Source organism: Dyella sp. EPa41, assembly GCF_016586165.1.
GTDB lineage: Bacteria > Pseudomonadota > Gammaproteobacteria > Xanthomonadales > Rhodanobacteraceae > Dyella.
The window spans coordinates 1-23,498 of record NZ_BCPR01000047.1 but is presented as its reverse complement, the minus strand read 5'-3'; the positions used below and the strand labels follow the sequence as shown (position 1 = coordinate 23,498).

Genomic DNA, 23,498 nt, shown 5'->3' with positions numbered 1-23,498 from the left:
GGCGCTGCCACAGGGCACTCACGTCCAACTGAGCGATGTGCCTGGACGGCGAACCTGCCGGATCCGGCGCCCCGATAGAGGCTTCCCGGCAATGCTGAAAATCCAGGTCGGCCATTCCTATTACCTGAGGTTCGACCGGAAACAGTGGGAGCGCGGTAAACCCTACCCTCCGCTGGCCACCATCCAGGTCGCTGCGCTGCTGCGGCGCATGGGCCATGCCGTCGCACTGTTCGATGCGATGCTCGCGGACGACGTGGAATCGTTCGGACACGACGTGCGCGCACGACGGCCCGACGTGGTCGTGCTCTACGAGGACAACTTCAATTACCTGACCAAGATGTGCCTGGCCCGCATGCGCGAGGCAGCGTGCCAGATGATCGGCGAAGCGCGTGCCGCCGGCGCACGGGTGATCGTCGCCGGCTCCGATGCCTCGGACCAGCCCGACGCCTTTCTTGCCGCGGGCGCGCATGCCGTATTGATCGGCGAAGGTGTTGCGCCGCTGATCGAGCTTATCGGCCGGCTCGAACGCGAACCGGATATCGATACGCGCACCTGGGTGTCGGGCATCGCCGGCGTGGCATCGCTGGACAGCGGCGAAACCCGGCTCACTCGCGTCGGCGTGTTGCCGCCCGATCCGCGCATCGTCGGCCATCCGGCGTGGGATCTGGTCGACGTCGATCGCTACCGCGCGATGTGGCAGGAGCGGCACGGCTACTTCAGCCTCAACATGGCCGCATCGCGCGGCTGCCCCTTCCGCTGCAACTGGTGCGCGAAACCGATCTGGGGCAATCACTACAACCGTCGCACCGCGCAGGACGTAGCCGAGGAAATGAGCCACCTCAAGGCGAGCTTCCGCCCCGACCACGTCTGGATGGCCGACGACATCTTCGGCTTCCACGTGAACTGGGTGGAGGAATTCGCCGACCATCTCGAAGCGGTCGATGGCTCCGTGCCCTTCACCATCCAGACCCGCGCCGACCTCATCAGCGAGCGCATGGCAGCCGCGCTGAAACGCGCCGGCTGCGCGGAAGCGTGGCTGGGCGCCGAGAGCGGCAGCCAACGCGTGCTGGACCGCATGAACAAGGGCACGCATGTCGCCGACCTGATCGCGGCACGCGAACGCCTTGGCGCGCTCGGCATCCGCGTCGGCTTCTTCATCCAGCTCGGCTACCTTGGCGAACAATTGGCGGACCTGCTGGCGACGCGCGAGCTGATCGAGCGCGCCGCGCCGGACGATATCGGCGTGAGCGTCTCCTATCCGCTGCCGGGCACCAAGTTCTACGAGCAGGTGAAGGCGCAGCTGGGCGAGAAGACGCATTGGCGCGAAAGCAACGACCTCGCCATGATGTTCCGCGGCGCCTACGACTCCGATTTCTACCGCAGCTTCCGCGACCTGCTGCACGAGCAGGTCGTACTGCAACAGGCGTCGGCCCCGACGCGGCGGCGGGATGATCGTGCGTGGATCGCGCTCGACGCCCGTTGGGACGCCTTGATCGCCACCGAGGCCGGGCACCGCACGGAAGCCGTGCCGGCCATGCCGTTGCCGGCGCCGAAGGGCAAGGCCCAGGTATCGCTCTGAGCGCCGACTCATGCTGCCTCCACTGAAGATCATCAAGGATGGCCTGCGCCGCACCACCGAAGCGCTGGCGGCGGAGCTGGCGCAGCCGGGAAGCGCGACGCCCGACTGGAGCGAGCTGGAATGGCGGCTGGCTGCGGTGTCGTCCGCGGTGCATGGCGTGTCGCCCCTGCTCAGCCGGGGCTGCACGTGGGACGTGCCCGAGTGGCGGCATTTCCTCGTCGCCCAGCGCGAGCATGTCGCGCTGCGCCACCTGCGGATCGCGGCCCTGCTGGAGCAGATCGACCAGGCAGCACGTTCCGCCGGCGTGGCCCTGGTGCCGTTGAAAGGCTGCGCGCTGCATGCGCTGGGACTCTACGTTCCCGGCGAGCGCCCCATGGCGGACATCGACCTGCTCGTGCACGGATCGGCCGCCGAGCGGACGTCGCGACTGCTGCTGCAACTCGGCTACGTGACATCGTTCGAGCAATGGAAGCACCGCGTGTTCAAGCCGCGTGCGGCCGAACCGCCGGCAGTGCTGGGTGAACACCGCGACACGCCGATCAATATCGAGCTGCATGTCCACATCCAGGAGCGCCTGCCCGTCTCCGTGACGGACATTTCGGAACAGATCCATCCCTCGCAACCCCACGACGGACTGAATGCCTATCCGTCGACGGGCGCATTGATGAGCCACCTGCTGCTGCACGCGGCCGGCAATATCTGCAACCGCAGCCTGCGCCTGTTGCATTTGCATGACATTGCCCAGCTGTCGGCGCGCATGTCACCGGACGACTGGGGCCACTGCCTCGACGAACGCATCGTGGGGCCGGCATGGTGGGCGTTTCCGCCGCTGACGATGGCGGCACGTTACTACCCGGGCGCCATTCCCGAGGCGGTACTGAGTCGACTGCATGCCGCGTGCCCGGCGATCCTGCGAACCATGTCCCGCCGCCAGACCCTGACGCAGGTGTCCTGCTCCGACCTGTGGCTGCACGCTTTTCCCGGCATCGAATGGTCGCGCTCGCTGGGCGACGCCGCGCAATACGTGAAGAACCGCATCCGCCGCCCCAGGAGGCGATCGATCAGCGCAAGGACATGGTGCGCACGCAGCTGTGGCTGCGCGACCAGCGCTGGGTCACCGCGCCCCAGAGGCGACGCATGCTGACCTGGCTGACCCAGCCCGTGCCGCGCATGGACATGATGTTTGCGGTGCGTGTCGCGTTGGAATCGCCGGCGGCATAATCCAACCCGTCAGTCGTCGAGGCCGTCCGTAAGCAGCTGCAGGTACAGCGTCTCGAACGACTTGGCGGTGTAATCGGCGTCCTCCAGCATGGCCTTGCGCTGCGCCGCCAACGCCATGCGCAGGCGCAGCGGCTCATCGGCCAGCACACGCGCTACAGCCCCCGCCAGCGCCCGCCAGTCGCCCACCGGCACCGCCAGCGCCGCGGCCGGCGTCCATTCGGCGATATGCCCCACCGCCGTACCCACCGTAGGCACGCCCACGGCGGCGGCCTCCAGCAAAACGAGCGGTCCCGCCTCATGGCACGAGGACATGACGAGCAGGTCGGCCGCTTCCATCAGTGGCCGCAACTCGCGCTGGGTCTTGAAGCCGAGCAGGCGCACGTGGCGTTCGAGGTCGAGCTGGCGCACTAGGTCATGCACTTCGCCCTGCAGCGTATCCACGCCGACGATATCCATCCGGAACGCCACGCCCTGCCGCGCCAACACGGCAAGCGCGCGCAGCAGGGTCGGCTGGTCCTTCACGCGATTGAGGCTGGCGACGTGGATGAGCCGCGCCGTTTCGCTGCGACGTTCGCGCGGACAGACCGGCGGCCAGGAGCGCAGGTCGACGCCGAGCGGTACCCGACGTGCCTTGATGCCCAGCGCGCGCAGCGAGTCGACGATGGGCCCGCTGGCTCCCGTCACGACGTCCGCGGCGCGCAGCACCACTGCCTCGCGCAGCCGCCCTTTCCAGCGGCGGCGACCGCCGTAGTCGATGTCATGCATGGCGACGAGTTCGCCGCCCGCGACATGCACCAGGCTCGGCAGGCCCAGCAACCTGGCGGCGGCCACCGCGACCAAGCCGCAGGAACCGGAGAAGATCGCTTGCACCACGTCGAAGGGCTGGCGGCGGTGTTCGCCCCGGATGGCGGCGATGGCGCGAACGCGCGACCAGCCGTCGCCGATATTGTGCACCGTCGAACCGGCAAGCTCCCAGCAATCCGGCGCAGGCTCCTGCCGCAGCGCGAACACGTGCACTTCATGCACGCGCGCCAGCCGTTCGATCAACGCGAGCAATACCGGGATGACCCGGAACTCGCCCGTGCGGTCCACCCCGCCCGGCACCACCAGGGCGAGCTTCACGATGCTCTCCGCAGGCGTTGCTCGATCAATTGCGCATACGCGCGAGACCACAGTCGCCCCACCACCTCGAACGACAGCCTCGCCTCGAAATGGGCGCGCACCTGTTCGCGCGAGGCCGATTCGACCGCCGCGCCGACCAAGGCGGCCGCAAGCGCCGCGGCGTCGCCACGCGGCCAGAGGCGCCCTACCGTGCCGCCCGCCGTGAACGAGCGGAACGACGGAATGTCGGTCACCAACGGCATGGCGCCGCACGCCATGGCCTCCAGCAGTGCGTAGCCGCTGCCTTCCACATGGCTGGCCGAGAGGTAGATGTCCGCGGCGCGCATGAGCGTCTCCACGCGCGCATGCTCCACCCTGCCCATGAGATGGACGCGACCGGCCAGTCGCGCATCGCCGTCGATGCGTTGCCGAACCTCGTCCATCAGCGGCGCGCTGCCGAAGGCGCACCACAGCTGCAGGCCCGGCAATCGCGAAGTGGCCTGGGCCACGCCTTCGAGCATCGTCAGCGGGTCCTTGTTGCGATTGAGATGCCCCACCCACAGCACGCAGGGATCGCCATGCATCCCCGCCTCGAGCCGCGCCCGCATACGGCTTCCCGGCTCGAAGTGGCTGCTGGATTCGGGAATGGCAAACAAGGGCAGCGACGCCTCGAACAGGCCGGCATCGACGAAGGGCCTCGCCTGCTCGATGGCGGTGAAAGCCATGCCCGAGGCCACGCGATACCACCGGCGCCACAGCGGCCGCTGCCACCAGCGCGGCGGACGATTGGCGTGGTCCTGCAGCACGATGGGCACGTCAGGCAGGCGGCCTGCCAAGGCGAAGGTTTCCTCGCCGAAGCCCAGCCCGTTGACATGGATGACATCGACATTGACATCGAGGGATTCGAGCACGCGCGCGACGAGACGGCCGCGATCGGCCGGCCGCGGCGCACCCTCGATGCTCTCGAAGCGATAGTCCACGCCGTGGCGCCCGATGCGCGCCGCGCGCGACGCCAACTGGATCACCGTCACGCGTGTTCCGCTGCCGCGTACCGCTTCGGCCACGTTGGGCAGCGACGGCCAATGCCGGAACACCTCGCCCGGTTCCCAGGTGGCCGGCGGAGGTATGAAATTGATCTGGGCGACGTGCAGCGAGGCCACCGGTTCAGAGCCCCGAGACCTGCGGCATGCGCAGGCGCACCAGGCGATTGGCGAGATTGAGCTCCCACGGCCGGTCGTAGCGACGGAAGCGATAACGCCATGACGCCGCCGTGCTCAGCGCACGCTTGGCCCACGGCGGCGAACGCATGTCCTGCACGGTGGGATAGCGGCAACGCAGCACGGTGACGAAATCGTGGATGCGCTGGCGCATGCGGTCGGTCAGCCACGGCGCATCCGCGTGGCAGGTGTAGTTGACCCACTGCGGCTGCGCCCACTCTTCCACCGTCGTCGGGAAAACCACGGGCTCGCCGTTGAGGTCGAACAGCGGCGCGGACGGCCGCCTGGCGCGGTCCTTTTCGTGCTGGCTGTGGACGGGCAACGGCGTGTAGACGTAGATGACGATCTCGGTGTGCGGATTGATCTTCTTCAGCTCGCGGATGAACTCGAAGGTGTGTTCGGTCTCCTCTTCGGTGTTCTCCGGCGGCGCGACCATGAAGGACAGCTCGGGAATCACGCCATGCCGCCGGCATGCCTCCACCACCGCCACCGTCTGGTCGGGACGCGTGCCCTTGCGGATCTCCTTGAGCATCTGGCCGCTGGGCGACTCCGCACCGATGTAGGCCATCCGCAGCCTGCTCTTGCGCACCAGCTTCCACGCCTGGTCGGACAGCTTCAGCAGCGCGTCCGAACGGGCAAAACACCACCAGGGCAGCTCATGGCGCGCCATCACTTCGAGCAGCGGGAGCATGTCCTCCTCGCGATCGAAGAAGTTGTTGTCGAAGTACTGCACCGAGTCGGCGCCCAGCTCATGCTTGAAATAGCGCAGGTCGCGCTCCAGGCGCTCCGCCGACGACAGCATCGTGGTGCCGCCGAACATCGCCGCCACGCCGCAGAAGGTGCAGTGGAAACGACAGCCGATCGCGGCCTGGTGCGCCACCGTGCGACGGCCGAGGTAGGTGCGCGCGAGGTAGCGGCGCGGGTCGCCCAGCTTGTCGTAGGGCAGCACGCGGCCCGGATCGGCATAGGTAAAACGACGAGGGGCGTTGTGCACGATGGTGGCGCCCTGCTTCCACGACAGGCCGTCGATACGGCTGACATCGGGCACGGCGGCCTTGCCCAAGGCCGCGACCAGTTCGCTGAAGGTCTGCTCGCCCTGCCCCCGGATGGCGTAGTCCACGTACGGCGCTGCTAGCGCCGCCTCGGTGTTGAGCGTCGGGAAGTAGCCACCCCAGGTGATCGGCACGCGCGGATGACGCTCGCGAATCGCCTTGGACAGCGCGATGGCCGGCGCCAGTTGCGGGCCGCCCATCACGCTGATGCCCACGGCATGGAACCGCTCGCTCTCCATCGCGCGCAATGCCTCGTTGACCACGTCGCGGTCGACATTGCCGTCGACGATGCGGCTGCTGCCGGTGCGGTCCAGCGTGGATGCAAGGTTCAGCAGCGACAGCGGAAACCGTGCGCTGTTGCGCGAGGTGATGGTGGGATTGATCAGCAGGGTGTTGGCCATGGGCGTGGTCCGGGAAAGCCTCAGGGCGTCCGTCGCAGCTGGAACACGATGGCTACCGGCACCTCCAACGCCACCGGATCGAAACGTGCGCCTTCGGGAATGTCCGACGGGTCCAGCATGGGCTCGACCACGTGTTCGATCTCCAGCCCCAGCGCCGCACAGGCGGCGTGCCAGTGGCTGTACAGATGGGTAATGTGGCGCACCGCATAGCGCTGGCCGCCCGACCTGAAATCCCGCAGCCAACCCAGCGCGTGCCCGATCGGATGCACGTCGCTGCACAACAGCTGGCCGCCGGGACGCGTCACGCGCCGCAACTCGGCCAATGCGCTTTCGAGGTCGTCGAGATGACCCAGCACCAGGCCGCTCAGCGTGAGATCGGCCCAGGCATTGGGCATCGGCAGCTGCGTGACATCACCCTGCACCAGCTCCACGGTGGCGCTGGCCGGCAGGTTGGCCAGTTCCTCGCTGGCGCGGTAGAGCATGGCGGGCGAAGCATCCACGCCGGTCACGCGCGTGGCGCCGCGTGCCAGCGCATGCAGCACGTAGCGCCCGCTGCCGCAGCCGGCATCAAGCACCGAATAGCCACTCAGGCTCCCGGGCAGCAAGGCGAGCATGGCACGCTCTTCCGCCTGCATCACCGGGTTGTGCGCGCGCGCCGGGTAATGCGGTGCCCACAGCGCATAGGCCTCCAGCGGATCGAGGATCGGCGGACGCGACATCATCGCTGCGCCTCCATGCGCAGGTCGTACGCAGGCCTGGCGTCGGAAGAAGCCGGCTCCAGCCCTTGCTCCATCGCCAGCAACGCGGGGTCGGCCAGGTTCCGCGCCAGCAGTTTGGGACGTCCATCGAGCATCACCGGCACCGCCTCCACGCCGGCCGCCTCGAACCATTCGGCGAAATCGGGATCGGCGATGCGCGGCAGGCCATCGCGCACCACGGCGCGAATCTCGCTGCGTTCGATGGCAAGCAGGCAGCGGGCTTCATCGCCGCCGCCATCGCGCACGATCACCATGTCGGCCGAGGCGCCGGGCAACAGGCTGCCCCGCTTCTCCAGCCGCAGGATGCGCGCCGCGTCGGTGGTGACCAGCGCCAGCAGCTGGCGCGTCGTCAGCGTCGAATGCGCAAGCGCGACCCGCATTTCTTCCAGCAGGTCGCGTGCGCCGCTCAGGCGCGAATCGGTGCCCAGCATCAGGCAGCCGGCCTCCTGCAACGGTTGCGGATCGAGCGTGGCACCGAGCAAGGCCAGGTTGCTCGACGGACACCACACCACCGCCGCGCCGACGTCGATGATGCGTTGGATGTCCGCATCGCGCAGGCCGACGCCGTGGACCAGCACGCAGTTCGATGCGAGGCATCCCATCGCATCGAGTGTCGCCAGTTCCGATCGCGCCGCTTCGTCGGTGCCTTCCGCCAGATGGATCATCCATGCCTGACCCGGCGGCGTTTCGGCAAAGCTCTGTGGCACGGGGGGCCCGTATGCCGGCCAGCCCAGCGCGTAGCTCCAGCCCGCATCGCGCAGCACGGCGACGGGGAAATCCTCCGCATCCAGCGCCGGATGCCACGGATCGTGATGCACCACGAAGGTGGTGCCGGCCAGGAGATTCTTCAGCGCGCCGTGGCGCAGCCGCAACGCCTTGGGATGCCGCAACGCCGAGGCGACAGGCGCGTCGTGGAAATGGGGTTGGAACGCTTCGATCCAGGCATAGCTGTTGGCGAACGGCGCGTCATGCGGCAGCGGAGGCACCGCATTCACCTGGAGGTGGTCGTGCGCGTTGAGCAGGCCCGGGAAGATCAGGTGATCGCGCAGGTCGATCCGATGGGCGCGGGACGCCGGCGCCGAGGCCACCCGGCCGTCGCGGACGGACAACGGCGCGCGCGACACGCCGTCCGGCAGCACGATGCCGGCATGCTGGAGGCAGGCGCTCGGCGATGGTGGCACGGTGTCCATCGCATCACCGCCGGCGCATCACGATGAGGAAGTGATCGCCCATGTCGCGCAACAACGGAAGACCACCGAAACGGTCGTCCAGCCGGCCCAGGCGATCGCACCAGCGACGATGGCGGCGGTAGTAGTCCACCAGGTAGGGCGGCGGCAGGAACAGGCTCAGCGCCCGGTAGCTTTCCAGCGTGAAGTGCCCGGCGAACGCGCGATAGAACTCGCGCGGCAGGTAGTAATACGTCCAGATCGTGTGGCGGTTCATGCCTACCGCGGTGGCGCCACGGCTTGCACGCACGCCGGCCCGCCGGAAGCGGCCGCGTGACACGTAGTGCACCACCTCCCACGGGCAGATGCGACCGATGACGGAAAAGACCAGGTGACCGCCGGGCCTGAGCAGTCGAGCGCATTCACCCGCGATGGATGGCATGTCGGGAACGCAATTGAGGGGCCCGAAGTTCGAGTAGATGCCGTCGAACTGCTCCTGGAGTTGGTCGAGCTGATGGATGCCGAGATGCGCGGCCGTTACGTGGGATTCCAATCCGGCAACGGCGGCGCGCGACCTCGTGCGCCCGACCATCTGAGGGGACCAGTCGGTGGCGGTCACCTGGTAACCACAACGTGCGAATTCGATGGCATCGATGCCCGTGCCACAGCCCAGATCCAGCAGGTTCGATCCCACCGGAACCTTTTCCAGCACGGTTTCCCACAGGGAAACCCGCATGCGCTGGATCAGCTCGTTGTTGCCGCGTGGACCGTCGTAGTCGGCCGCCACGCTGTCGAAGGCGTGCTGTGTATCGAGCAACTGGCCTTCATCCAGCGACGACGCCCAGGCGCCCCGGCGCTGCATGCGCACCGCGGCGCCGCCCGGCGCGCTGCCCAGTCCATGTTGCCCGCTCATGTCCATCCACGCTCCGATTCGCTGCTTTCGACCGATGCCGTGCCCAACGCGTCGCACGGCGTCATCCTTCTGCGGTGAGTGCCGTCGCGCGCCGCTTTGGTTGAATGATTCGCGCAAGGCGTCGCCGGGGATTGCCCTCGTCAACCCTGGGCATGGCGCCGCGCGGCATTCCTCGCGACACCGGCAAAAACGCCCAGTCCCAGGCCCGCCAGCAGGCCGATGCCATAGGTCAGCACGGGGTTGGGAAAGGCCTGCCGTTCCGGCACGTACACCGGCCACGGCAACGAGGTCTCATAGGTGAAGTTCGCGCTCAGGCGGGTGACCAGGTCGCTCTGCTGCGTCTGCAGGTTGCGGATGTCCTCGTTCTTGCCGGCCAGCAGCACGCTGGCAAGGGATGCGCCCTTGCCGCTCGCCTCGTCCTTGCTGGCCGCCTGCAGCAGCCGGTCGCGATCGGCGATCGCGGTCTTCAGCTCCGCCTGCACTTCGTCCAGGCGGGTGTGCGCCAGCGACAGCGGCGTGGATTCCATGTCCCGGTGCACGGCGCGCAGGCGTTCGACGGTTGCCTCGGCAAGCTGGCGTGCCTGCGCCGGCGAGTCGCCGCGCACGTTCACGCGCACCATGGGCCCCGCATAAGGCAGTGGCTCGAGTTTCATGCTCTTGCGATAGAGCTGCGCCGTACGCGAATCGCGCGCCAGGCCGAGGCTGCCGGTGACGTCGTCCTGGAAGGCGGCGGTCTGCAGCCGCTCCAGCACGCGGGCGATCGGCTCCACCTTCGGGTCCTGCCCCGGCGGTACCTGCCCTACTTGTCCGATCAGGATCCAGGCCGACGCTTCCCATTGCCGACGCACCAGATGCGCGAAGGCATAGGTGCCCGCCAGCACCAGCAAGAGCACGGCCAGGCACCACTTCCATTCGCGGACCAGTATCCGCCACATGTCGATCAGGTAGATCTCGTCTCTTTCCATGGTCGTCGGCTCTTTGAAGTTCATGTCGATACGGCGGATGCAGGGGCGCCGGCGCGCCGGTTCGGAAGCAACACCACGAGCGCCTGCAGCAGCAGGCAGACGACGATGAAGCCGACATTGGTCCAGGTGAATGCCTGCGGCGCGAACGGCGACATGAGGCAGACATAGGACATGCGCAGGAAGATCAGCAGCCCGAACAGCGAGACCCGCGGGTACAGGCGCGACACGCTCCAGCGCAGCCATGCATAGAGCGCGATCATCGAGGCGATCGCGCCCACCGGTCCAAACGCAAGCAGGAACGGCAGGAACTCCGAGCCTACGTTGATGTTCGACGCATCCAGCGGGATATCGGTACCGGCCGTGGCGACCAACCCGGCCATGGGCACGACCTGGTTGATGAGGAAGGTGGCGTTCACGTAATGCTTGGCCAGCAACGAGGCGAAGTTGTACGGCCCCGCGCTCGCGTAGAGCAGCAGCCAGCGCACGCCCACCGGCATCGACCGGTAGTCGTCGCTGAATGGCAATGCCACCGTTTCCAGCGTGCCCGAACGCAGTACGCCAAGCACCGAGAACACGGTGGCGCCGACCACGGCGAGCAGCAGCACCGTCTTCCACGGCAGCGGACGCGAGGCCTCCCGGCGGAATACGATGACCAGCGCGGTCGAGAACAGGGCCGCGAAGATGCGGTTGCGGTCGATCACCAGCACCGGAAACACGAAGCCGACCAGCATCAGCGTCGTGCGCAACCACTTGTTCCGCGTGCACAGCATGCCGATGGGGGGCAGCACCCAGCACATGTCCGAGACGTGGCGCACATGATCGCGGCCGCCTTCCATGCGCGCGTAGGAGGACGGCGCATCGATCAACGGTATCGGAAACAGCGTGAGGTCGAGCACGCAGAACACGATGACCAGCGCGGCAAACGCCAGCGCCACGAACGATTCGCGGGTGCCGACGTAACTGTGCGCGCGGAACAGCGCTGGCGATGGCAGTCGCAGGCCGGCCATGACGTCGAACGCGAGGATGGCCCCGGACGCCGTCATGAGCAGGACGATCCCCTCCATGTAGCCCGATGGCAGGTCGTAGACGAACATGGTCAGCCCGCACGTCAGCAGCATGGGCAGGCAGAGGTAGGCCGATGGCAGCCGCAGCAGCGCCTTCATGCGCCCTCCGCGAGGTGCAGCGCGCTGCGCCGCTTGACACGCGAGGCGGCCAGCAGCGACAGATAGACCAGCATGTGGACGGTCACCGAACCGAACCGCCGCTGCAGGAACGAGATCTTCGCGCCAAGGTAGTGCGACTGCGCCCTCAGCAAGGTGCGGTACGGCTCCTGGAACAGGCACTCCCGTCGCATCGCCACGCTCTGCGCCTCCAGCAGGTTGAGGATACGCGCGCGGGTGTCGCGCGTGCGGCTCAGGTTGGTGCCGTGGATGCGGTAGGCGCACACGTTCTTGTCGATGAAGCCGATGGCATCGTGCGCAGCGAGCCGCAGGAAGAAATCCCAGTCATCGATGCGCAGGCTTTCGCTCCATCCGGCCACGGTTTCCAGCGCGCGCTTGCGCACCAGGGCCACCGGGCCGCCGACGGCCCATTGGGTGATGACGGCAAGGCGTATGCCCTCGTCGGAGGCATAGAGGCGCTTGTCGGCGCGATGAAGGTCGCGCATGCCGCTCTCGTGCAGTTTCCGGCCGTCCTGGTCGACCACCACCGAATCGCCGATCACCGCCCACTTGCGCGCATGGGCGGACAGGTAGTCCACCATGGCCGCCAGGCCGCCGGGCAACAGGTAGTCGTCGCTGGAACCCAGCCGCAGGAATTCGCCCCGCGCGCGCGCCGCCAGCTCGTTCAAGGTGGCTGCAATGCCGCGGTTGTCGCGACGGACGAACTCCACCGCCAGCTCGTGCCGGTGCCGCGCTATCCACGCATCGATCCGCCCGGCGGTGTCGTCCGTGGAGCCGTCGTCGATGATCACCAGCTCTTTCGACGGGTAGGGATCTTCCAGCACGCTGTCCAGGCACCGCTCGATATAGCGCTCATGGTTGAACGCCGGGATGAGGATGGAGACCAGCGGCATCGCCGGGGCACTCATGGATATTGCGGCAGCCATTGCCCCAGCCCTCCCAGAAAGCGACGCGCGACCCACACATTGAAGAGGAGATACAGCGTGTAGTTGGCCGCAAACGCATACACGGCCCCCACCAGGCCGAAGCTCGCGGTGAACAGGTAGACCAGCCCGAGATAGCTGGCCGCAAAGACGCATTCGGAGACGACGAACAGGCGCGTCATCGCCTTCGCCAGCATCAGATAGGAAAGGATGAACGAGGCGATCTTGATCACATCGCCCGCGAGCTGCGGCCCATACAAGGCATTGGCCGGCGAGAAGCCCTCGCTGAACAACAGCCACGTCACCCAGCCGCGCGCGATGAATATCGCAAGCGCCAGCACGGCCACCAGCGGCAACAGGAAGCGGTACGCGTTGCGCATCTCGGCGATGAGCAAGGCGCGCTCGTCGATCGAGGCGAGCTTCGGCAGGTAGTAGACGTTGATGGCCGTGGTGATGAACAGCAGGTAGGCGTCCGACACCTTGCTGACCGCCTGCCAGTAGCCCACCTGCTCCCAACCGAACAGGGCGGCCAGGTGGTCGCGCACCGCGATGTTCACCAGCGGTGACACCAGGGCCGCGGTCAGCGTCATCACCGAGAAGCCGGCGAGGCGCCCGATCATCTCCCGGTCGAAGCGCAGGCGCAGCATGCCGCGCTGGAAGTACGGGCTGCGCCACCACGCCGGCAAACCCACCGCAAGCCACAGCACCTGGCCCAGCACCAGCGCCAGCAGCGCGCCGTAGAGCTGCAGCCAATGCGCCAGCCATGCCACCATCGCCACGTTGAGCGCGGAACCGGCGATCTGCACCAGCGCGAGACGACGCACGTCCATGAACCCGTTGATCACCGCCAGCACGTAATTGGCGAGCGCGATCCCCAGCTGCGCCACGGCAAGCACGCGCATGAGATCCGCGTAGCGTCCATCGCCGAGCAGCCACCGGGCCAGCGGCTGGCTGAAGACCAGCGTTGCCACGCCCATCAGCAGCGAGGCACCCAGCGCGTACCACAGGGCGGCGCCGAGCAGGCGTACCAGGCGCGGGTGGTCGTCGCGATACTCCGCCACGTACTTCACGACGCCGGCGCTGATGCCGCCACCGGCGAGCACGGCGAGCAGCGACATCAGGCTCATGAACTGGCCGAGCCTGCCCACGCCCTCGGGCCCGGCAAACCACGCCACCAGCTTCATCACCACCAGCCCGGCAAGCAGGCGCGCAGCGGTGGAAGCGGCGGTGTAGAAGCTGGCGCGCACGATGTTCACGACGCGGCTCCGAAGGCATTGCAGGCATCGATCACCTGCGCCATGGCGTGCTCGTCCAGGGTCGGCCCCATGGGCAGGCTGAGCACTTCGCGATGAAGGCGTTCGGTCAGCGGCAGATGGACGTCGTGCAGCACCGGATACGCCGGCTGCAGGTGCGGCGGCACCGGATAATGGATCTGGCTCTGCACACCAAGATCATGCAGGTGGCGCTGCAAGGCGTCGCGCCGGTCGCTGCGCACCACGAACAGGTGCCAGGCATGCCGCTCCGCGTCGATGACCGAGGGAAGCAGGATGTCCGGATGGCGGACGGCTGCCAGGTAACCGCGCGCCACTGCGCGGCGGCGGGCGATGTCCTCATCCAGATGCTTCAGCTTCACGCGAAGCATCGCGGCCTGCATTTCGTCGAGTCGCGAATTGATGCCCTGGTACGCGTGGTGGTACTTCACCTCCGACCCGTAGTTGCGCAGCGCCGCGATGCACCGGGCGAGCGCATCATCGTCGGTGACCACGGCACCGCCGTCGCCCAGCGCGCCCAGGTTCTTGGTGGGAAAGAAACTGAAACCCGCCGCATCGCCCCAGGCGCCCGCCTTGCGCCCGGCAATGCTCGCGCCATGCGCCTGTGCCGCGTCCTCGATCAGCAGCAGGCCCCGCTGCCGGGCCACTGCCGACAGCGTGGCCATGTCCGCCAGCTGGCCGTACAGGTGCACCGCCATGATGGCCCGCGTGCGCGGCCCCACCGCGTCTTCCACGCGTGCGGGATCGAGATTGAACGTCGCCGGGTCGGGTTCCACCGGCACCGGCACCAGCCGGTTTTCGGTGATGGCCAGGAAGCTGGCGATGAAGGTGTTGCCGGGTACGATCACTTCGTCGCCCTCGCACAACATGCCAAGCTGCCGATAGCCCCGCAGGATCACCGACAGCGCGTCGAGCCCGTTGCCCACGCCCACGGCGTGCCGCACGCCGCAATAGGCCGCGAACTCCTGCTCGAAGGCGGCAAGCTCTTCGCCGAGGATGTACCAGCCCGAATCGATCACGCGCGCCGCCGCGGCCTTGAGCTCATCCGCGTATCGCGCGTTCACGTCCCTGGCGCTGAGAAAGGGCACGCTCATCAGAGCACCCATTCATAGAAGTCGTGCGCGATGCCGCGCGCGCCGAAGTACTCCTTCTGCGCGACCAGCCCGCCGTTCAGCACCTGGCCTTCCTGCTCGGTGGAGATGCCGAAGGAGAAATAGTGCCGGCCCGCATACCGCCCGATGAGTTCCGCAAGCAGGAGGCTGAGCGCATTCAGGCGCCGCCCCTCTTCCGAGGCGGCCAGGTACTGCGTGTGCACCACGCGCCCGAAGTCGTAGACCACGGCACCGGCAAGCAGCTCGTCCTCACGCCGCGCCTCGTAAAGCACGATGTGCTCCGGAAAACGCGACTGCAACAGGCACAGCTCGTCCAGGCGATGGGTAGGTACCGCGTCATGCCTGCGCAGCACGTCCGTCAGCAGGGCATGGAAGCCGGCCGGATCACTGTTCGGCTGGATGCGCATGCCCGCGTCGCGCGCCTTGTTCACGGCACGCTTGCGCTCGTCGGTGAAGCGAAAAGGCTCCTGTAGCGCAATCACCGACGCGATATCGCGCCGCTTCAGCCGCGCACCGGATCGATGCAGCGCATACAGGTCTTCCTCGGCGGGATAGCTGTGGAACACATGCGGAATCGCCTTGTAGATAAGCTTCTCGATGCCCAGCGAGCGATAGAACGCGGCGATCTTCCCGAACACCTCCAGCGTCGATTCCGCGCGCAGGGCGCGGGTCGAGACCAGTCCGCCGTAGGTGAGACCACCATGGCTCACCACCGTCTTGCCCTGCACGTTCGCGGGCAGCACGGCCACCGGCACGCCGTTGCGCTCGACCACCAGCGAACGGTCGGTGAAGCGTTCCGCGTGATAGTCCATGTAGCCGCGCCGATGCAGCAGCACGCCGTTCCGCGATTCGGCGATCACCGTGTCCCAGGCATCCGCATCCGCCGGCGCGTAGGGCCTAACCGAGAGCATGGAAGCCTCCGTTGCGACGCGGCAATGCAGCGACCGCCAGGCCAAAGCCATCCACCCCCATGTCGTTGCCGTTGTAGAACATCAACAGCTTGTCGCGCTGGCGGATCAGCGAGGGATAACAGATGACGCGCGAGTCCCAGCCGCTCGGCGACAGCGAGAGGCCCAGGGCTTCGTCGTGGCGCTCCCAATGGATGCCATCGGCGCTGTAGGCCAGCCCCGGGAAATACTCACCGGTGAGGTTGCCGCGCGTGAAATACATGGCGTAACCATCGCCCCAGCGGTAGACCCGCGGGCGGCCGATACGGTACTCGTTGCCGTGCGGCTGCAGGCAGACATGGTCCTCGCGCGGAATCGCCGTGAGGTCGTCCGTCTCCACGCAACGTATGTGGTAGCGCGGAAACGGGCGTCCGCCGATGACTTCCCAGTCGTCGCCCACGGCGTACCACAACCGCCAGCGGTCGCCCTCGCGCAGCACCGAATGCACGGCGCCGATGGTGCTTCGCCCGGGCGCGCGATCCAGGATCGGCGTCTCCTGCATGCGCTCGAAGCTTTCGCCGCCGTCGCGCGATACCGCCAAGCCGGTGAAGGCGAGGAACTTGGCCCGCGCCACGCGCTGGAAGCCGACATAGAACATGTACAGGCCGTCGGACGTGTCCACGAGATCACCGAGGATCATGCCGCTGTCGTCGAAGCATCCGCCCCGCCCCACATCCAGCACCGGCTCGCCACTGACGCGCACGATCGATGAGGGCTCGTCGGCCAGCACGTCCACGTAACCGATGCGGCTCACGCCGTCCTCGTCGCGAAAGCCCGCGTAGACCCGGATGAGGTCGTCGTCGATGCGCCATGGCGTCGGCGTGAGCGCCGAATGCGCCATCCAGCCACCCACGCCCTGGTGGGCGGTGTCGAAGACCAGCCCCTTCTTGGTCCAGTCGAACATGGGCGTCAAAGCCTCACGTCGAGGCTGGAGCGGTCCGGCACCGCACGCGCGGGCGAACCGACATAGACCCGCCCTGCCTCCGTATCGCGCGTCACCAGGGCGCCGGAACCGATCACGTTGTCCCGGGCGACCTTCACGTGGTCGTTGAACGTGGTGTTGACGCCGATGAAGCTGCTTTCGCCGATGTCGCAATAGCCCGAGATCACCGCGTGCGAGGCGACGAACACGTTGTCCCGCATAACCGTTCGGTGGCCCACGTGATTGCCGCTCCACAGGATGCAGTTGTTGCCGATGCGCACGAACGGCTGGATGACGTTGTTCTCGAAGATGAAGCTGTTCTCGCCGATCTGCGCGTTGCGCCATACGAAGGCACGCGAGCTGACATAGGTGGCGAAGCGATAACCCCTTGCCTTGGCGTCCTGGTAGAAGCGCGTGCGCAGGCGGTTGAGCTGGCTGGCGGGAATGGCCACGAAGGCGTCGTAGTCCGACGGCGGGTAATGCGCCTCCAGGTCTTCATAGGCCACCACGGGCCGATCGGCCAGCGTGGGCTGGTCCAGATAGTCGCGCTCGACGCTGAAGGCGACCACGTCGTAGTCGCTGTCATGCTCGAAATATTCGCAGGCGATCAGCGCCAGCTCACCCGCTCCGATGAGCACTAACCGCTTTGGCATGCCGCCATGTCTCCCCGGTAGGCGGTCCCTACCTCGTGCAGGAACAGCGCATAGTCGGTGATGTAGTCGGCCGGGTCGTACAACTGGTCGGCCAGCACCATCAGCACGCAGTCCTCGGTGAAGTCGTACATCTCGCGCCACACCATGCGGCGCAACAGCAGGCCCTGCGAGGGATCGTTGAGCACGACTTCGCAGGGGCCGCTGCCGTCGTCGAGAAGGAACGTCACCGAGCCGCGCACCGTCACCGCGAGCTGGTTGAGGTTGCGGTGCGCGTGCATGCCCCGATGCACATCGCACTTGGTGGCGAACAGGTAGTACACGCGCTGGATCTCGAACGGCACGTTGCGATCCTTTTCCAACGCGATGAGCATGCCGCGGCTGTCGCCATGCTGCTGCAACTGGATTCGTTCGATGTCCATGTCCGTAGCCCGGCGGGAACGCGCGTGAGCGATGTCGTTAGCTGAGTGCCAACTGACCGGCGAAAGGTTGCGCTCGCAGAATTCGATCGCGGCATCGAGGCCACCGGTTTGCAGCCATGCCCTTTTGTCGCCACGGGAAACCAGGCGGCGAATGCAACCTTTCGCGAAGCCGGCGGCACCCACGTGGCAACGACCGCCCTGCCTCAGGACTTCCCGCGGCATCCGAGGATGCGTGGAGAGCGTGCGCACGACGCATGGGGAAAGAGGGAATCCCACGACGCGCATGGGCAACCTGGAATATGGAAAGGCAGTATCGGGAAAGGGCTGGCCAGCACGATGGCGTGTCGCGCGCGGACCGGCCGCACGGCCACCTGCCGCCACCCGCCAGGGCGAACCCCGGCACCGGGATGACATACAGCGCGCCGGTTGATCCCAGGCCGCTGGACGACCTGCGCTCCTGTCTCGACAGGCTCCATTGAAACCGGTTTCGTCGAATAGGCGCCCCGGCCCATCCGGCTGTATAAGGTCCGTGGGACTTCATGCCGGGGAGCGGCGCATGCGCCGAAGGTTTCGCACGGACCACGCCAACGTCTGCCGTGCGCGCCAGGGCGGCGCACTCCGACAGCTTGCCGAAGGCCCCGGCTCGGGCCCGTGGACGGCGCCGGCGTTGCGGGCCAGCCTGATTCGCCCATGAGCGCACCATCTGCCCTTCGCCCAGGCCGCCGTTGCATGCGCCGCCGCGCGGGTGACCGGCCTGGCGATCGTCATCGCCGCCTGGCGTTGCTTCTCCTCGCCTGCCTGCCTTTCGCCGTCCACGCGCAATCATCGACGGTGAGCGGCACCGTGGCGCTGAGTTCGCAGCTGGTGGATCGCGGCCAGGCCGTGACGCCCCAGACACCGATCCTCCAGGGCGCCATGTCCTGGTCCTTTGCGAAGGGCTGGTCCGTGGGAGCGTCCGCCAGCGTGGAGACGCGGAAACCCGATCGCTTCGCCGAGACGCTGGCCCAGGTCGCGCGTTCGTGGTCGCTGTCGCCGGACTGGCAGATGCAGGCCAACCTGGTCTACTACGACTACCCCGGCAACCCGCAGGCACGCAGCTTCGACCGCACCGAGGCCGGCATGGCCTGGATCTACCGGGACGTGCTCACGCTGGGCGTGGCCGCCATCTACCCCGTGGGCAAGACCGACCACCATCTGCACGGGGCCGCCGACATCGGCTTCCACTGGCCGCTGCCCTGGCATTTCTCGCTGTCCGCGGGCCTGGGCGTGACCCAGGCCACCTACTCCTACTACGCGTACTATGGGCATGGCCATGGGCGCTACGAATACAACCGTTGGGACACCTACAGCTACGGCCATGCCGGCCTGCTCTGGAACGACGGGCCCTGGCGCGTGGAAGTGGATCGCGTGGCGACCTCCGGGCTCCCGCACCGGCATGGCTACCCGGATACGGCGCCGTGGGTGGCCACGATCTCATGGTCGTTTTGAGGCCGCGGGGCAACCTTTTGGCGCCCACGGGGCACTCACGCGGCAACCCACCATCGTTTTGAGACGGCCATGAACGAAGCCGACATCGATGCAGACGCGACCGACCGCATGCTGCTTCAACGCATGTCGGCCGGCGATCGCGCGGCGCTGGCCGTGCTGTATCGCAGCTACCACGGTCGCCTGTGCCGTTTTCTCTCCCGCCTGACGCGGCGTCCCGACGTCATCGAGGAAGTCATCAACGATTGTTTCTGGATCGCCTGGCAAAAGGCCGGCACCTTCCACGGCGACTCGCGCGTTTCCACCTGGATCATCGGCATTGCCTACCGCTGCGGCCTCAAGGCGCTGCGCCAGCACGGCGATGAGCCGGTGGAAGAAGACATGCAGGAGGACCGCTTTCCTGCCCACTGCCCCGACGAGGACCGCGAGCTGCGCGACTGGCTCGCGAAAGGCCTCAGCCGGCTCTCCGCCGACCAACGCGTCGTGGTCGAGCTGGTGTACGGCCTGGGCCATACGCTCGACGACGTCGCCGTCATCATGCAGTGCCCGGTAGGCACGGTGAAGGCGCGCCTGTTCCATGCGCGGGTCAAGCTGCGCAATACCCTGCCGGCACTTGCGGGAGAACCGCCCATTCGCAAAGAGAGCATGTCATGACGCTTCCGACAGACATCGGCAAGGACTGTGCCCGCGCCTGGGAAGCCATGCCCTGGTCGTTGCAGAACAGCGCAAGCCACGAACAAGACGAATGGCTCACCCAGCACCTCTCGCAATGCGAGGCGTGCCGCGGCGAGTTCGAGCAACAGAGCCGGCTGCGCCTGGCCATCTCGCTGCCGTCGGATATCCCGGTCGACGCCGACGCGGGATTGCGCCGGCTGCTTGCACGCATCGACGCGCCCGATACCCACGCCGCGCATTCGCGCGCGCGCACGAGCTGGGTGACGCGCGCCCTGGTGGCCGCCGTGCTGGTGCAGGCCATCGGCATCGGTGTGCTGGGCGCGAGGTTGTGGTCCGAAAACCAGGCGGATTACCGCACGCTGAGCCAGGCGGCCGCACCGCTGCCTGCCGGGGCGATCCACGTGGTGCCGGACGACACCATGAAGCTGGCAGATTGGAACAGCCTGCTCCACACGTTGCACCTGCAGGTGGTGAACGGCCCCAATGACGTCGGCGCGTATACCGTGGTGGCTTCGGGCTCGTCCGCCATGCCGCGGGATACGCTGCAGAAGCTGCGTACCACGCACGGCATCCGCCTCGCGGAGCCCGTCGCTTCCGCCCCATGAAGCATGGCGTTCTCGCATGCCTGTTGATCGTGGCCGTGGCCGCGCTGGGCGCCTGCGCGTCGCCCCGCCCCACCGCGCCCGACAACGGCGACCCGTCGCAAGGGCCGATCGCCAACGTGCAGGCCATGGATACGGGCCGCGATATCGTGCTGGCGGTTGCCAATCCGCTCGATCCACCGGCCACGCACGCGGGCTCCAGCCTGCTCGGCTATACGCCCGCCGCCACGTATGGCGCAGGTCAGCGTGCCGTATCCACGCTGGCCGAACTGAAGCAGAGCTACGGCATCCGCGAGATCACCGGCTGGCCCATCAAGTCGCTGGATCTCTACTGCATCGTGCTCGAACCACCGCCGGGCATGACGCGGGAGGCCCTGCTCGACATCTTGTCCAGGGACAGCCGCGTGCAGCTCGCGCAGCCGTTGCAGGACTATGCCGTCTACGCCGACGCCACCCAGGGCGCGCACCAGTACAACGATCCCTACGCGAACCTGCAGCAGGGCTTCGTCGACACCGACGCCGCGCTCGCGCACAACGTCACGCAGGGCACTGGCGTGCACGTCGCCATCGTCGACACCGGCGTGGACATGATGCATCCCGACATCCAGGGCAGCATCGCCCGGGCGCGCAACCTCGTCGACGCCAACGTCGCGGCCTTCAACGCCGACAGCCACGGCACCGAAGTGGCGGGCATCATCACGGCGATCGGCGACAACCACCAGGGCATCGTGGGCATCGCTCCCAAGGCCGTGCTCGACGTCTACAAGGCATGCTGGTATCCGCCCGGGGCCGACAGCGGCGCGCACTGCAACTCCTTCACGCTCGCCAAGGCATTGGCCGCGGTGATCGATACCGATGCACGCATCGTCAACCTGAGCCTGGGCGGCCCCGCCGATCCGCTGCTCAACCGGCTGCTCGCCGAATTGCTGAGACAGGGCCGCATCGTCATTGCGGCCATGCCGCCGGAAGGGAATAACGGCGGCTTTCCGAACGATACGCCGGGGGTCATCGTGGTGAGGACAAGCGCGCCGTCTCCCGCACCGCCGGGCGTGCTGAGTGCGCCCGGCAATGACATCCTCACCACCCAGCCCGACGGCGGCTACGACTTCACCACGGGTTCTTCGATGGCGGCCGCCCACGTCAGCGGCATCGTCGCGTTGTTGCTGGCCATGGCGCCGAAGCTCGACGCGCGCGCGGTCCACGACCTGTTGCTGCGCACCAGCAAGGCCACCCATGGCAGGTTGCAGGTGAACGCCGCGGCCGCGGTCGCCGCGCTCGACACGCAACGTCACGCATCGCCCTGAGCGCGGTGCGCTACCCACTCTCCTCGCGGATGCCCCGGTGAAGAACAGAGACAGCGCCGTACGCCCCCTCCCCGATGTCGGCATCGATGCGGCGGCGGACGCGGCAGGACGACTCGCATGGGTCGGCATGCAAGGCATCGCGCTGCCAGTGTGCTTCGACGCCGGCATCGGCGAACCGCAGCGCACGGCCGCGACGGTCGACGCCTTCGTCAACCTGGTCCACGCGCGGCAGCGCGGCATCCACATGTCGCGCCTCTACCTGCTGGCGGATGCGCAGCTGGGCGGCAAGCCCGTCGACGCGGCATCGCTGGAGCGGCTGCTGCGCGCCTTCCTCCATTCGCATGAAGGGATCGCCGACCGTGCCTGCATCCGCCTTCGCTTCGATGTGCTCGTGCGCCGCGCCGCCCTTCGCAGCGACAACCATGGCTGGCGCAGCTATCCGGTGCGGATCGAGGCCAGCCTGACGGAACGGGGGTTCTGCTTCGAACTTGGCACCGAGGTGGTGTACTCCTCCACCTGCCCCGCGTCGGCGGCGCTCTCGCGCCAGCTCATCCAGCAGCAGTTTGCCGGCGCATTTCCTCCCGATGGCGCGTTGGATCACTCGCGCGTCATGGCATGGCTTGGCAGCGAACAAGGCATCGTCGCCACGCCACACGCGCAACGCAGCACGGCGCGCCTGCGCGTACGGCCCGCACCAGCTACGCCCCTGTCACTGGTCGCGCTGCTCGACGGCGTCGAGCACGCGCTGGGCACCGCCGTGCAGACCGCCGTCAAGCGAGAGGACGAGCAGGCCTTCGCGCTGGCCAACGGCAGCAACCTCATGTTCTGCGAAGACGCCGCGCGCCGGATCCGGCAGGCCCTCGAAGGCAACCCAGGCATCGCCGCGTTCGACGTGCGCGTCGCCCACCACGAAAGCCTGCACGCGCACGATGCCGTGGCCCATGCCAGTGGTGGCACGAGGGAAGACGCGTCACCCGTATCCCTCGAAACGCTCCCATGGTGAGCGCCGAAGCCTGATCCGGCTCACGCACCGCACCACGCCAGCGCAGCGGCGGCACGGGATATCGCGCACGCTTTCTGGCCATGTCATGGCTCTGCTAACGTGAGGTCTTTCCAATGCCGGGAGACCCCATGCTGCGCCACTGCCTCGCTGCCGCCATTGCTTTCGCCATTGCCTTGCCCGCTCTCGCCCTTGCGGCCGATCAGCCCCCCGCACATACACCGACACCGAAGGAGTTGCTGGCCAAGTCGCAACCGCAGGAATGGCGCACGCCCGATCCGCAGAACCTGCTGGTCATGAAGCTGCCGAAGGGCCAGGTGCTGATCGAGCTGGCGCCGGACTTCACGCCGCAGCACGTCGCCAACATCCGCACGCTGGTGCGCGAGCACTACTTCGATGGCCTCGCCATCGTGCGCGTGCAGGACAATTTCGTGACCCAGTGGGGTGACCCCGAAGACGACGACAACGGCGACAAGAGCAAGCTCAAGCCGCTGGGCAGCGCCAAGGCCAAGCTTCCGCCGGAATACACGCGTCCATTCGATGCCAAGCTGCCGTTCACGCGCCTGCCCGATGGCGATGTCTACGCGCCGGAAGTCGGCTTTTCCGAGGGCTTCCCGGTCGGACGCGACAA

The 23,498-nt window shown here is 67.4% G+C and carries 22 protein-coding genes and 1 pseudogene; 8 read left to right on the top strand and 15 right to left on the bottom strand.

The features are described from left to right. Positions 1 to 91: 91 nt before the first annotated feature. Together JMF82_RS14800 and JMF82_RS14795 are read left to right on the top strand one after the other, a co-directional pair. Positions 92 to 1,579 (top strand): radical SAM protein, encoded by a 1,488-nt coding sequence (locus JMF82_RS14800; protein ID WP_201315326.1) that lies wholly within the window; start codon positions 92 to 94, stop codon positions 1,577 to 1,579. 10 nt (positions 1,580 to 1,589) lie between these two features. Next, positions 1,590 to 2,800, top strand: a pseudogene (locus JMF82_RS14795) (nucleotidyltransferase family protein). Positions 2,801 to 2,809: 9 nt separating this feature from the next. Here JMF82_RS14795 and JMF82_RS14790 read toward each other — a convergent pair. The 15 genes from JMF82_RS14790 to JMF82_RS14720 form a co-directional block, all read right to left on the bottom strand. Beyond that, positions 2,810 to 3,922: a glycosyltransferase family 4 protein gene (locus JMF82_RS14790; protein ID WP_201315325.1), complete on the bottom strand. Its 1,113-nt coding sequence runs from the start codon at positions 3,920 to 3,922 to the stop codon at positions 2,810 to 2,812. Further along, positions 3,919 to 5,052 carry a glycosyltransferase family 4 protein gene (locus JMF82_RS14785; protein WP_201315345.1) on the bottom strand — a complete coding sequence of 378 codons (1,134 nt, stop codon included), beginning with the start codon at positions 5,050 to 5,052 and terminating at the stop codon, positions 3,919 to 3,921. Before JMF82_RS14785 ends, JMF82_RS14790 begins: the two co-directional genes overlap by 4 nt. Positions 5,053 to 5,065: 13 nt before the next feature. Then, a complete protein-coding gene (locus JMF82_RS14780) occupies positions 5,066 to 6,571 on the bottom strand; it encodes a radical SAM protein (protein WP_201315324.1) in 1,506 nt (501 codons plus the stop codon). 20 nt (positions 6,572 to 6,591) lie between these two features. Next, on the bottom strand, positions 6,592 to 7,290 hold the full coding sequence (locus tag JMF82_RS14775; RefSeq protein WP_201315344.1) for a class I SAM-dependent methyltransferase: 699 nt from the start codon (positions 7,288 to 7,290) through the stop codon (positions 6,592 to 6,594). After that, on the bottom strand, positions 7,290 to 8,519 hold the full coding sequence (locus JMF82_RS14770; RefSeq protein WP_201315323.1) for an amidohydrolase family protein: 1,230 nt from the start codon (positions 8,517 to 8,519) through the stop codon (positions 7,290 to 7,292). Before JMF82_RS14770 ends, JMF82_RS14775 begins: the two co-directional genes overlap by 1 nt. A 4-nt stretch (positions 8,520 to 8,523) precedes the next feature. Next, positions 8,524 to 9,357, bottom strand: a complete 834-nt coding sequence (locus tag JMF82_RS14765; protein ID WP_201315343.1) for a class I SAM-dependent methyltransferase — start codon at positions 9,355 to 9,357, stop codon at positions 8,524 to 8,526. Between the two features lie 191 nt (positions 9,358 to 9,548). Then, complete coding sequence (locus JMF82_RS14760; RefSeq protein WP_201315322.1) at positions 9,549 to 10,373, bottom strand: Wzz/FepE/Etk N-terminal domain-containing protein; 825 nt, start codon at positions 10,371 to 10,373, stop codon at positions 9,549 to 9,551. A 20-nt stretch (positions 10,374 to 10,393) separates the two neighbouring features. After that, on the bottom strand, positions 10,394 to 11,536 hold the full coding sequence (locus JMF82_RS14755) for a hypothetical protein (RefSeq protein ID WP_201315321.1): 1,143 nt from the start codon (positions 11,534 to 11,536) through the stop codon (positions 10,394 to 10,396). Further along, the gene (locus JMF82_RS14750; RefSeq protein WP_236585491.1) at positions 11,533 to 12,462 is read right to left on the bottom strand and encodes a glycosyltransferase; all 930 of its coding nucleotides are present in this window, start codon (positions 12,460 to 12,462) and stop codon (positions 11,533 to 11,535) included. The genes JMF82_RS14755 and JMF82_RS14750 overlap by 4 nt, the downstream gene beginning before the upstream one ends. Beyond that, entirely contained in the window at positions 12,459 to 13,733 is a 1,275-nt protein-coding gene (locus tag JMF82_RS14745; RefSeq protein ID WP_201315320.1) for an O-antigen translocase, read from the bottom strand. Before JMF82_RS14745 ends, JMF82_RS14750 begins: the two co-directional genes overlap by 4 nt. After that, positions 13,730 to 14,842 carry a DegT/DnrJ/EryC1/StrS family aminotransferase gene (locus JMF82_RS14740; protein WP_201315319.1) on the bottom strand — a complete coding sequence of 371 codons (1,113 nt, stop codon included), beginning with the start codon at positions 14,840 to 14,842 and terminating at the stop codon, positions 13,730 to 13,732. Before JMF82_RS14740 ends, JMF82_RS14745 begins: the two co-directional genes overlap by 4 nt. Continuing rightward, positions 14,842 to 15,771, bottom strand: a complete 930-nt coding sequence (locus JMF82_RS14735) for a GNAT family N-acetyltransferase (protein WP_201315318.1) — start codon at positions 15,769 to 15,771, stop codon at positions 14,842 to 14,844. The genes JMF82_RS14740 and JMF82_RS14735 overlap by 1 nt, the downstream gene beginning before the upstream one ends. Then, positions 15,758 to 16,711, bottom strand: a complete 954-nt coding sequence (locus tag JMF82_RS14730; RefSeq protein ID WP_201315317.1) for a hypothetical protein — start codon at positions 16,709 to 16,711, stop codon at positions 15,758 to 15,760. The genes JMF82_RS14735 and JMF82_RS14730 overlap by 14 nt, the downstream gene beginning before the upstream one ends. Positions 16,712 to 16,716: 5 nt before the next feature. Continuing rightward, positions 16,717 to 17,382, bottom strand: a complete 666-nt coding sequence (locus tag JMF82_RS14725) for an acetyltransferase (RefSeq protein ID WP_201315316.1) — start codon at positions 17,380 to 17,382, stop codon at positions 16,717 to 16,719. Continuing rightward, on the bottom strand, positions 17,367 to 17,801 hold the full coding sequence (locus JMF82_RS14720) for an FdtA/QdtA family cupin domain-containing protein (protein ID WP_201315315.1): 435 nt from the start codon (positions 17,799 to 17,801) through the stop codon (positions 17,367 to 17,369). The genes JMF82_RS14725 and JMF82_RS14720 overlap by 16 nt, the downstream gene beginning before the upstream one ends. A 690-nt stretch (positions 17,802 to 18,491) precedes the next feature. On the opposite strand from JMF82_RS14720, the gene JMF82_RS14715 reads away from it, so the two are divergent. The 6 genes from JMF82_RS14715 to JMF82_RS14690 form a co-directional block, all read left to right on the top strand. Then, entirely contained in the window at positions 18,492 to 19,289 is a 798-nt protein-coding gene (locus JMF82_RS14715; protein WP_201315314.1) for a TorF family putative porin, read from the top strand. Between the two features lie 69 nt (positions 19,290 to 19,358). Beyond that, positions 19,359 to 19,940, top strand: a complete 582-nt coding sequence (locus JMF82_RS14710; protein WP_201315313.1) for a sigma-70 family RNA polymerase sigma factor — start codon at positions 19,359 to 19,361, stop codon at positions 19,938 to 19,940. Beyond that, positions 19,937 to 20,566, top strand: a complete 630-nt coding sequence (locus JMF82_RS14705) for a zf-HC2 domain-containing protein (RefSeq protein WP_201315312.1) — start codon at positions 19,937 to 19,939, stop codon at positions 20,564 to 20,566. Before JMF82_RS14710 ends, JMF82_RS14705 begins: the two co-directional genes overlap by 4 nt. Next, positions 20,563 to 21,867: a S8 family serine peptidase gene (locus JMF82_RS14700; RefSeq protein WP_201315311.1), complete on the top strand. Its 1,305-nt coding sequence runs from the start codon at positions 20,563 to 20,565 to the stop codon at positions 21,865 to 21,867. Before JMF82_RS14705 ends, JMF82_RS14700 begins: the two co-directional genes overlap by 4 nt. 37 nt (positions 21,868 to 21,904) lie before the next feature. Next, positions 21,905 to 22,870, top strand: a complete 966-nt coding sequence (folE2, locus tag JMF82_RS14695) for a GTP cyclohydrolase FolE2 (RefSeq protein WP_201315310.1) — start codon at positions 21,905 to 21,907, stop codon at positions 22,868 to 22,870. 128 nt (positions 22,871 to 22,998) lie between these two features. After that, positions 22,999 to 23,498, top strand: a 500-nt coding sequence (locus JMF82_RS14690) for a peptidylprolyl isomerase (protein WP_201315309.1), incomplete at its 3' end; no start/stop codon positions are given.